This window comes from Acinetobacter sp. YH12070 (genome assembly GCF_013419625.1).
Classification (GTDB): domain Bacteria; phylum Pseudomonadota; class Gammaproteobacteria; order Pseudomonadales; family Moraxellaceae; genus Acinetobacter; species Acinetobacter amyesii.
On record NZ_VOZT01000077.1, the window covers coordinates 1 to 11,562 of the forward strand.

The 11,562-nt window shown below is 40.5% G+C and carries 6 protein-coding genes and 3 pseudogenes; 1 reads left to right on the forward strand and 8 read right to left on the reverse strand.

The features are described from left to right. Positions 1-166: 166 nt before the first annotated feature. The 6 genes and pseudogenes from FTU17_RS15685 to FTU17_RS15710 form a co-directional block, all read right to left on the reverse strand. Positions 167-1,693: a fumarate hydratase gene (locus FTU17_RS15685; RefSeq protein ID WP_078189659.1), complete on the reverse strand. Its 1,527-nt coding sequence runs from the start codon at positions 1,691-1,693 to the stop codon at positions 167-169. A 659-nt stretch (positions 1,694-2,352) separates the two neighbouring features. Next, positions 2,353-3,255 carry a hypothetical protein gene (locus FTU17_RS15690; protein WP_180065182.1) on the reverse strand — a complete coding sequence of 301 codons (903 nt, stop codon included), beginning with the start codon at positions 3,253-3,255 and terminating at the stop codon, positions 2,353-2,355. Then, a pseudogene (locus FTU17_RS15695) lies at positions 3,239-3,961 on the reverse strand (DUF2515 family protein). Before FTU17_RS15695 ends, FTU17_RS15690 begins: the two are co-directional and overlap by 17 nt. Positions 3,962-4,230: 269 nt before the next feature. Beyond that, a complete protein-coding gene (gene pta / locus FTU17_RS15700; RefSeq protein ID WP_180004548.1) occupies positions 4,231-6,372 on the reverse strand; it encodes a phosphate acetyltransferase in 2,142 nt (713 codons plus the stop codon). 59 nt (positions 6,373-6,431) lie between these two features. After that, complete coding sequence (locus FTU17_RS15705) at positions 6,432-7,649, reverse strand: acetate kinase (protein ID WP_180135978.1); 1,218 nt, start codon at positions 7,647-7,649, stop codon at positions 6,432-6,434. 492 nt (positions 7,650-8,141) lie between these two features. Further along, positions 8,142-9,407: a glutamate-5-semialdehyde dehydrogenase gene (locus tag FTU17_RS15710; protein ID WP_078189652.1), complete on the reverse strand. Its 1,266-nt coding sequence runs from the start codon at positions 9,405-9,407 to the stop codon at positions 8,142-8,144. Between the two features lie 303 nt (positions 9,408-9,710). Between FTU17_RS15710 and FTU17_RS15715 the strand changes: the two genes are divergently transcribed. Then, the gene (locus FTU17_RS15715) at positions 9,711-11,039 is read left to right on the forward strand and encodes an alpha/beta fold hydrolase (protein ID WP_180026007.1); all 1,329 of its coding nucleotides are present in this window, start codon (positions 9,711-9,713) and stop codon (positions 11,037-11,039) included. Positions 11,040-11,065: 26 nt separating this feature from the next. Here the strand turns inward: FTU17_RS15715 and FTU17_RS15720 are convergent. Then, a pseudogene (locus tag FTU17_RS15720) lies at positions 11,066-11,440 on the reverse strand (leucine carboxyl methyltransferase); the annotation flags it as partial. Positions 11,441-11,469: 29 nt separating this feature from the next. Next, positions 11,470-11,562, reverse strand: a pseudogene (locus tag FTU17_RS15725) (IS1595 family transposase); the annotation flags it as partial.

The following is an 11,562-nucleotide window of genomic DNA, read 5'->3' on the forward strand; positions in this document are numbered from 1 at the left end:
GAATAATTCAAGTGAATTTGTTTGAAAGAAGAACTTTAAAAGCTTTATTTTCACCCGATAAAATACCCATAAAACAAGAGGAAGCTCAAATGAGCTTCCTCTTGTGAAAAATTGTGGGACAGCAGTGCCCGATGGGGTGCTTTTTTTGATCTTGAACGTGGCGAAATTAGTTCGCAGCAGCATCAACTACTGGGATTTTACCAATTTTTGCTTGCCAGATTTTTGGTGCAGTTGCGTGAACAGAAGTACCATTCACGTCAACAGCTACCGATACAGGCATGTCTTTTACAACAAATTTGTAGATCGCTTCCATACCTAAGTCAGCAAATGCTACAACTTCAGCTTCACGAATCGCTTTCGATACTAAGTAAGCAGCGCCGCCGACAGCCATGAGGTAAGTCGCTTTGTTGTCTTTGATTGCTTCAACAGCAGCAGGACCACGATCCGCTTTACCAATCATACCGAACATGCCAGTTGCTTCAAGCACTTGACGTGTGAACTTATCCATGCGTGTTGCAGTTGTTGGGCCAGCAGGACCAACGACTTCGTCACCGACAGGATCAACAGGGCCAACGTAGTAAATAAATTTACCTTTTAGGTCAACTGGAAGTTCTTCACCTTTGTTTAACATGTCAACCATACGTTTGTGCGCAGCGTCACGACCTGTATAGATTGTACCGTTAAGAAGCAGTGTGTCACCCGGTTGCCAAGAGTTCATTTCTTCTTGAGTGATGTTATCTAAGTCAACACGTTTAGATGTTGATGAATCCCAAGTCACCGCTGGGTAGTCTTCAAGGCTAGGCGCTTGAATATGTGCTACACCTGAACCGTCTAATTGGAAATGTGCATGACGAGTTGCAGCACAGTTAGGAATCATACCTACTGGTTTACCCGCAGCATGACATGGGTAGTCTTTGATTTTGATATCAAGAACAGTCGTTAAACCGCCAAGACCTTGAGCACCAATACCTAAAGCATTTACTTTTTCGAAGATTTCGATACGAAGTTCTTCGATTTGGTTTTGTGGGCCACGACGAAGTAATTCGTCCATGTTGATTTCTTCCATCAATGCTTCTTTTGCAAGCATCATGGCTTTTTCAGCAGTACCACCAATACCGATACCGAGCATACCAGGAGGACACCAACCTGCACCCATTGTTGGAACAGTTTTAAGTACCCAATCTACGATAGAGTCAGAAGGGTTAAGCATTGCAAGTTTAGATTTGTTTTCTGAACCGCCACCCTTAGCAGCAACAGTAATATCAACTTTATTACCCGGAACGAGTTTGTAGTGAATTACAGCAGGGGTATTGTCTTTGGTATTTTTACGACCAAAAGCAGGATCAGCTAATACTGATGCACGAAGAATGTTTGAGTTTTCAAGATAACCTTGACGTACACCTTCGTTGATTGCATCGTCTAGGCTCATGGTTAAATCAAATTTAACGTCTAAGCCCACTTCAAGAAATACGTTCACAATACCCGTATCTTGACAGATAGGACGATGGCCTTCTGCACACATACGAGAGTTAATTAAAATTTGTGCAATCGCGTCTTTTGCGGCTTTGTTTTCTTCACGGTCGTACGCACGGCTCATCGCTTGGATGAAGTCTTGTGGATGATAGTAAGAAATGAACTGAAGCGCATCTTTAACCGATGTGATCAAGTCATCTTGCTTGATAATAGTTGTCATACAAATATCTCTTGAGCGGGCTGTTAGCTAGCGGGCTAAATTATAAGACAAAAACACAGTTGTGTGGGTATTTCGCTTAATCTTTGGCCGAAAGTTTAATAGGCTTAAACAGCGCCATGTTTCGCAGTCATAAATGGCCTGAAAATGACGTTTTAACTGTCATATTTCATGAAATATTTGTCACATAACTAGAGGAGAAGATTTGTTTTTGTTTCTAAGATTATGAAATTAAATAATATTTATTATTTTTGGATATTTCATATTTGTCATATAACTGTCATAAAACTTTTACATAATGACGTCATCAAAGTTAGAGTGTGAATTATATGGTTACTCCAGTGTTGTCAGTTATTGGTTTTTCTCTATTTATCGCAGCAACTTGGTTCTACGGTCAACAAGAAGATCAAGCCTAAAGCTTTATCTTCTTTTTTTTTGCTTTAAATTTTATAAAAATAATATTCTTCTTCAAATCTTCAAATCTTCAAATCTTCAAATCTTCAAATCTTCAAATCTTCAAATCTTCAAATCTTCAAATCTTCAAATCTTCAAATCTTCAAATCTTCAAATCTTCAAATCTTCAAATCTTCAAATCTTTAGTTTCAATGATCAATTTTGTGTAAAAGTGCTTTAAAATTGAGTCTAAACGCGACAACATTTGATTATTTAACATATTGCCAAACATCAGGATCTTCATAATTTTCATCGATATGGTAGCCTTGTACTATAACTTCTTTTTCATCAATTTCTCTTGATTTTTTATTTCTTATCAGCTCATTTGCAAATGCTTGTTCTAACTCTTTTGAGGTCATTTTGTAAGTATCAATATTATTCTCTGAATCATCCATTGAATTTCTTTCATCATAACGAATCGTATTGAAAGCATAACGAACCATATATTGTTCTTTACCATCTTCAGTTTTTTGAGTTTGTTTTATACTCAGATCCAAAAGGATACCATTGGCATATAATCGGTAGCCTATAGTGTTCCCTCCAACTGTATTTATTATCTTTTTCCATTCTTCATAATTAAAGATATAAGTCGGGTCAATGACATCACCTGATTTCATTAGATATCGAATATTATCTTCCTTTGCTATTCGTGCAGAAAAACGATAGAAATAATTTTTCCATTCGGCCTGATTTATACGTCTCATTAAGTCAACATAAGCTTGGTGGGCTTGTTCAGGACGTACAAATTCCTCTTTGTTTAGCCCTGCATTAATATCAAGCCCTTGTATTCCATCCTCATTATTAAACGATGTTCCTAGAACTGAAAATACATGATCTATCACTAAGCTATTCTCACCATTTTCAACTTTAATCTGACCTAAGTTGGGTGGTGTAAAATCTAACTCTCTAAAACCTGCTCTAGATGGATGACTATCGGGACGCCCAAGATTATGTTGAGAAAAATCTTTAAACCCTTGTTGGCCTAAATGTAAACTAAAACGCTGTTGATTCATGACATTATTATTCTCTGTATTTTTTGCACTAGGTTGACAAGCTGAAAGGAGATAACCCACCATAAAAATAACAATGCAGTAATTAAATTTTTCCATCATTACTATCCTTTCCAACTGTAAAATTAGCTTTGCTATCGCCCCCATTTCGCAATAATTTTTAGTTCTTCTTCTAAAAAGTATCTTCCTTTATCACTTTGCATTAAACGATGATATTTTTCTGCTGCTTTTTTAATCCATTCCATACGGCTATCATAATTGGCGACTTTAGTGTTTGATAATGGTTCGCTGTATACTGTTTCTGGTACCTTATCGAGTACACCGGCGTGTCGCCCCTGATATTCTCTTTCCATGTTTTTGATATTATAAGAACTCGGCAGAATACTTTTCAATTTTGGTAGATATTCAAAAGCACTTTTAATTTCTAAAGTGCTTTTAAGTTTTTAATTATGGGTAAACAATTTGACCAAGGAACGTTTATAACTTCTTCTTTAATATGAGTAAATTTGGAAACATCACGTTGAGTTCGGCATTGATTAAAAGAGGATGAAGACATGCTCAAAGCATAATGCCAAGGTGCAATATCCATAAATAGCCATAAGTTACCTTTTGCAAAAGTATGTACAGGATCACGAATTACCCCTAGTGGAATCCATTTATATTCCCATGCAGTTAAACCATGTTTAAAATGGCAGCTAAGATTTTTTGAAACAAATGCACCTAAGCCCATCCAATAGTAACGGCCAACTAAATCTTTGTTTCGATGTTTTTCTTTTTCTAGATAAATATTGGCATAAACTGAAGCAATACGTCACGCCCTAGTTTCATATCCAGGCTCTAATTTATGTAAATTTTTCCTTTTATTTTTTAAATTAGATATGTGTATCAGAGCTTTGATTTCTTTTTTTAAGCGAAGAATGAATACATTATTGGTCATGTACCCAATACTCAAAATTTAGCCATAGAATTTAAAAGAAATTTCCACTAATTCTGAGCCATTTTTAATATAATGGAAGTTATATAAAACAAAAAACCACCCAATCTTTCGAAAGGGTGGTTTAGAACTCGAAACTAAAATTAAGCTTCTTGCTGTTCAGACTGAATTGCCGTTAATGCAATGGTAAACACGATGTCATCGACCAATGCGCCACGAGACAAGTCATTTACAGGCTTGTTTAAACCTTGCAGCATTGGGCCAACACTGACTACATTTGCAGAACGTTGAACTGCTTTATAGGTTGTATTACCTGTATTTAAGTCAGGGAAAATAAACACATTGGCACGACCAGCCACTTTAGAGTCAGGTGCTTTAGAGCGTCCCACACTTTCCACCGATGCAGCATCGTATTGAAGCGGGCCATCAATGAGTAAATCTGGACGGCGTTCTTTGGCAATACGTGTTGCTTCAGCCACTTTTTCGACATCTGCACCTGCACCAGAAGTACCTGTTGAATACGAAATCATTGCGATACGTGGGTCAATACCAAAAGCTTTTGCTGAATCTGCAGATTGAATCGCAATCTCTGCAAGCTGTTCTGCATTTGGATCTGGATTAATGGCACAGTCACCATATACATAGACTTCATCAGGTAACAGCATAAAGAATACTGAAGAAACCAATGAATAATCAGGTGCGGTCTTAATCAATTGGAATGCAGGACGTACAGTATTCGCCGTAGTATGTACTGCGCCTGAGACTAAGCCATCCACCTGATCGAGTGCAAGCATCATGGTGCCTAAAACCACGGTGTCTTGTAGCTGTTCGCGTGCTTGTAGATCATTGAGTTTGCCTTTACGCAGCTCAACCATTTTAGGCACATAGTTTTCACGAATCAGATCTGGATCAATAATTTCCAAATCATGTGGAAGTTCGATATTACGTGCTTTTGCAACTTCAATCACGGCTTCAGGTTTTGCCAATAAAATACAGTGTGCAATGCCACGTGATTGACAAATGGCAGCCGCCTGAATGGTGCGTGGTTCATCACCTTCAGGTAGAACAATTCGTTTTTTCGCAGCAATAGATTTTTGTACCAATTCATGACGGAATGCAGAAGGGGACAAGCGTGGTTGATATGAACCATTTAATACTTCAGTAATCCATTCAGCATTGATGTGGCTTGAAACAAAGCGGGTCACTTGTTCTGCACGTTCTACGTCATCGACAGGAATTTCATTGCCTAAATTTGAAAGTTGTTGTGCCGTTTCAAAAGTGCTTAAAGGCGTATGTAAAATCGGTAAGCCTTGCTTAATCGCAGTTTGGCAGAAATCCAAAACTTGTGGGTTCGGTTGATGGTGTTCAGTCAAAACTAAACCGGCAAGTGGAATACCATTGCTACTTGCAAGGCTAGAAGCCAACAACACATCAATACGGTCAGAGGCGCTGATAATCAGTTCGCCTGCCACAAATTTGTGAAGTTCATGTTCAATATTCGATGCAACTAGGCTGCTATGTAGTACGCGGCGATGAGCGGCATCGCCTTGGTTGATCCATTCCGCTTGAATATGCGTCGCCAAGTCAGACATGCGCGGTACGCTGAGCGTATTACTAAATGGAACGAGGCCAATAACAGGTAGCTGTGTAGAACCAATTTGCGGATTACTTTGTTGTAATTCGAGTACAAATTTATTGGTGTCACTAATTAAACGCAGATTTGGATCAAGTGTGACAGGAATTTGCGCAGACTCTTCTGGCAAGCCACGTGTGCGCATAAACAAAACACCCGCAGTACGTTCAGATGCCGCACCACCAAATTGGCGTAGTGAACTGTCAATTTTCTCAGCCGTTTTCGTGGCATTTTGAATATCTGCTGTGCTGACAATAATCACTTTGGCATCGAGTGCTTTTGCTAAAGTCGCATTCAGTTCTGAGGCAAAGTTATCTCGGCTGTTTGGAACCAAGCCTTCAACAATAATTAGGTCATGCTTTTTTGCAATTTCACGGTGCAAACGAACCGCTTCTTCGAGCAGTTCATCACTTTCATCATGACTGAGTTGTTTCACGATGGTGGCATGGTGAATGGGTTCTACCGTTTCATTATTAAATAAATGACGATAAAGAGCCGTTGTACGGTCTACAGTATCTGCGACATTTTCCTGTGAAAATGGTTTCAGAAAACCTGCTTTGACCCCTTGGCATTCCAAAGCATAAATTAAACCTAAGCATGCAGATGTTAAACCTACACCTTCCCCAGTTGGCACGAGTAAAATTGTTTTCATACGGTGTCTAAATTAAAGCTAAAAATTAATATTGAAGGCGAAGGGGCTGATGCGATTGCTTATGCAATCGCAGCTTCAGCATCAGGCTTTTTTGTAGCAGACGCTGTCACCTCGTCTACAACATGCTCAGTTTCTTTGGCAATACGGCCTTCTTCATCGGTAGGAACAACCCAAATTTGTGGGCCAGTACCGTGGTCAATACGACCTTCCGTACCGCGTTTTAGGTTGTCATTTAATTCTTTACTCAGGTTGAAACCAAAGTGTGGTAAGTATGAAACCGTTTTTTCACGAATGTAGGCAGAATTTTCACCAATACCACCGGTAAAGAATAAACCGTCAATACGTGGTAGACCACAGCTGAGACCTGCTAAAGATTTTGCTAAACGGTAGCAGAATACTTCAATGGCAAGCGCGGCATCTTCGTTGCCTTGTTCCGATGCTTCGATCAATGTACGCATGTCATTTGAAAGATCAGACAAACCGAGTAGGCCTGATTGGCTGTTCAGCATTTTGTCGATTTTGTAGATATCCCAACCTAAGTTGCTCGCAAGGAAGCTGTGAATACTTGGGTCAACATCACCACTACGTGTGCCCATGACCACACCTTCAAGAGGTGTTAGACCCATTGACGTATCTACAGATTGACCATTCCAAATCGCACAAGTCGAGCTACCATTGCCTAAGTGAGCAGTTAACCAGCCACCTTGTTTAAAGCTGCCTGCCAACATTGAGCCACGCTCAGATACGTAGGCATGGCTTGTACCGTGGAAGCCATAACGACGCACGTTATGCTGTGTGTACAAGAATTTTGGTAAAGCATAGCGGTATGCATGAGACGGCATGGTTTGGTGGAATGCAGTGTCAAATACGGCTACTTGCGGAAGTTCAGGGAACAAACGCATGGTTGCTTCGATACCCACCAAGTGAGCCGGGTTATGCAATGGAGCAAGTGGAGTTGCTTCACGAATACGTTCAATAATTTCTGGTGTTAATAGCTCAGCTTTGGTTAATGTACCGCCGTGAACAACGCGGTGACCAATCGCTTGAGGATTATGGTGAGCCAAACGCTCTAAAATAGTTTCGAGGGCTTTTTCATGGTCAGCATATGGAATAGACAGCTCAAGCGCAGCACCACCCGTAGTGACCCCTTTAATACGTGCATCAGCAGAACCTAGGTTCTCGGCCAGACCAAAAATACGATCTTCACGGCGCTCAGAAACTAACGCATATTTGATAGAAGAAGATCCGCAGTTAATTACTAATACTGATGTAGACACGTTTAAATACCCGAATTCTAATTGAAATACTTATCCATAATGTTGATCTGATTGCAGTTGTATTGATTGATGCAATTTAGATCTGTGATGATGTTTTATCATGGGTTTTTTTATCGTCCTAGATAGACTTTAGGAGATTAGACTTAAGCACTATCGACCCTGAGCACAATAATAATTAAAATTTATCAGTTCATAGTTTTCATTTATTAATAAAATAATCCTCAAAATTTATACGATTTAAGGGATATACATAGAACATAACATGCGGTTGCTGCGCTGTAATCCTCAAATTGTTGCAAAAAGCAGGTAATTTGAACTTTTCTTATTCTTCTTAAGCATTTAATTGTCAAAAAATCTGTTTTCGATTCTATATCCTGTGTGTTTGCAGGCTTATATTTCAATATGTGAACCCTGGGTCTAGTTTTTTAAATCGCCATAAAAAAAGCTGTGCCTTTAATCAGAAAAGCACAGCTTTCATTGTCTTATTGGGTGTTATTGGCGAATTTGACCATCACCAAACACAATCCATTTTTGAGAAGTTAGACCTTCTAGACCGACTGGTCCGCGTGCATGGATTTTATCGGTTGAAATACCAATCTCAGCACCAAGACCATATTCAAACCCATCCGCAAAACGCGTTGAGGCATTGATCATCACTGAACTCGAATCTACACGCGCCAAGAACTGACGAGCCAGACTAAAGTTTTCGGTAATGATCGAGTCGGTATGGTGTGAGCCATATTTGTTGATGTGCTCGATCGCTTCATCTAGGCCAGTAACGACTTTCACTGCCAAAATCGGGCCTAAGTATTCGGTGTACCAATCTTCTTCAGTTGCAGGAACAATCGATTCACCCAAAATGCGCTGGGTTTCAGCACAGCCACGAAGTTCAACTTTTTTCTCAGCATAAAGTTCAGCAATGCGTGGTAAAAACTCTTCAGCGACATTTTCATCGACGAGCAAGGTTTCCATGGCATTACATACGCCATAACGGTGTGTTTTGGCATTAAGCGCAATAGGTAATGCTTTTTGCAAATCAGCCTGAGCTTCCACAAAAACATGGCAGTTACCATCAAGATGTTTGATAACAGGCACACGTGCTTCATTGGTGATACGTTCGATTAAGCCTTTGCCACCACGAGGTACGATCACATCGACATATTCAGGCATAGTAATTAATTGGCCAACCGCAGCACGGTCTGGGGTATTAAGCACTTGAACGGCATGCTCAGGTACACCTGCAGCAGTTAAGCCATGTTGAATCGCTGCCGCAATTGCTTGGTTAGATTCCAAAGCTTCAGAACCACCACGTAAAATAATCGCGTTACCTGATTTAAGCGCTAAAGATGCGGCTTCAAGCGTTACATTCGGGCGAGATTCATAAATCATGCCGACAACACCTAGCGGCACGCGCATTTTGCCCAGCTGAATACCTGTCGGACGAAAGGCCATATCGGTAATTTCGCCAATCGGGTCAGTGAGTGCGATTACATCTTTTAGACCTTGAAGCATGCCTTTAAAGCGTGTGGGGGTAAGTTCTAAGCGATCAAGTAGAGCACTATCCAAGTTGTTGTTATGCGCTTTGGTCATATCCACTTGGTTAGCTGCCAAAATTGCAGTTTCACTGTTTTGTAAAGCAGTATAAATTGCTGATAAGGCATTATTTTTAGTCTGGGTAGAAGCCCCTGCGAGCACACGTGATGCTGTGCGTGCTTGCTGTCCTACCGTTTGCATGTATTGTTCAATAGACTCTTGCATAGCGGTTTGATCACTTAGAAATTTCAACTCGATATTAACAGCCTGTGACTGAACAATGAAGCACTTAAGTGCATATTCGACTGTACATGCTGACCAGAATTAACATTTTGAAATTGTTTTTAGAACAAAAGTAGATAAGCGGCGGGGATATCAGTTGCTTGTAAAATGAACCTCTGTATAGAATGAAACAATAGCGACATTGAAGTCGTACAAATAACGATTAAAGAGCAGGACGCTAAGTCGAGCAGAGTCTCTAAATGAATTCCTGACAATAAAAATAAGGCAGGAATGGAGGAAAGGAATATGAATTCCATTATCCAAATGGATCCCACCGTACAGGAAAGTACGCATTACAGTTTTTTCGATCTGTATGACAAGCAAAGCTTTAAACAGCCTGCCAGAACGACATGGATTGATGGCTGGAAGGTCGAATATATGGCCATTGCACAACCTGAAACCATTCATCGCACCCCGATTGTTATTATTGGTGGGGCATTTCAAAACTTTAATTCCTACAAATATTGTGTCGAACAATTATTTGCGGCAGGCCCAATTATTTTAATTGATTTACCCTCCATGGGCTCAAACCAGCAAATTACCAATGTCGATACTTCGGTGTCGGCAGGGACTTTAGAGTTGGGTGATCTGGCACAGATGTTAGGCGTTTGGTTGGATATCGTCGGGCTAGAAAAAGTATCCGTGATGGGGATGTCGCTCGGTTCAGTGGTGGCTGCAGGACTGGCGGATCAACGTCCTGAATTGATTGACCGCATGATATTGATGGGCGTAATGCAAAAAACGCGCAAGAGCTGGCGCATGTTGCTTGAAGAATCCTTGCATTTGATGAAAGAACAGCGCATGGATGAATTTGGTCAAGCGGTGATTTTGTATTTGGTTAATCATGCCAAACTGGATGTGACGCGGATGTCACCGACAGCAAAGCGTTTGTTCTTTAGACAAATGGCTGAATTCACCAATACCGAACAAGAGCGTTATGACATTAACTGTAACCGTTTGCTGCGTTTGCAAGACGTGCCGATTCCACAGTGTGATGTATTGGTGTCTTGCGGGCAGTACGACAGTTTTACTTTGCCACATGAAAATGCGGGCTTTGCCTTGCAATGTCCGAATATGCAATTTGCCATGATTGCCAATGCGGATCATTTACCGCAGTTGCAACGCCGTAAGGAAACCATGAATTTGTTTGCAACTTATCTACGCGGTGAGTCTATTCAGCAGTTGGATGGGATCATTCCAATGAGCCGAGAGCAAATGCAAAATATTGAACGCCGTGGCGAAGCGCGTGTAAGTGTACAACAGCCATTCACGCATTTATCTCATCGCCATTCAGACCTCGTGGTTGAAACTCAAATTACGGATTTAAATTATTTCGGCGTGTTGCTGAATGTACAGGCTGAAATGTTGGACTCCATGCACGCATATCCTCGGGATTTGGCATTACATCTAGAAGATGAAGAAGGTGAGTTTAAAATTGAATGTCTCATCTTTGACGTTGTAGATACGCAGGTTCGTGCTTTGTTTAAGCATGGTAGTTTTGAGTTGGCGGAGCGTTTATTGCGCTTTGTACAACGCCAAAAAGAAGATGTGTTGTTATTAGAAGCCGTAAGTTAAAACATGAACATATAAAAAACAGCGCGTTAGCGCTGTTTTTTTGTTTTGGCATGGACCATCCAAACCAAATCGCCACAGTGCTGCTCTGCATCGTGGAAAGGAATCACTTGTTCTTGTTGCTGTTGTGGAAAGTATAAGGCCGGCTGAACGACGTCTACTTCTTCAAATCCTGTATGACTGAAAAACTGCTGTAATTCAGCAGGGGATTGAAAATGAAAAGTAAAAGCGCTGCGAGACATGACTTTGAGTAATTTACTACTGGCCCAAATAAAACGTGCTAAACGGTTCTTGACGGGTTCAGGATAGATGTCGGTCAGATAATGTAATTCCTGAAATGAGGCGCCATATTCGGTGATCCCTTGCAATAACTTATTCAGTAGCGTTTGATCAAAATAATTAAGGCTCTAGACTAGCAGATTTGCACTTAGTTTTACCTAATGAGGTCCCACAACTCTGTTGCTAGCTCATTAGGCTCCCTCATCCAACGCCATTCTGTTTCTTTAAGATGATAATCAAAATACTC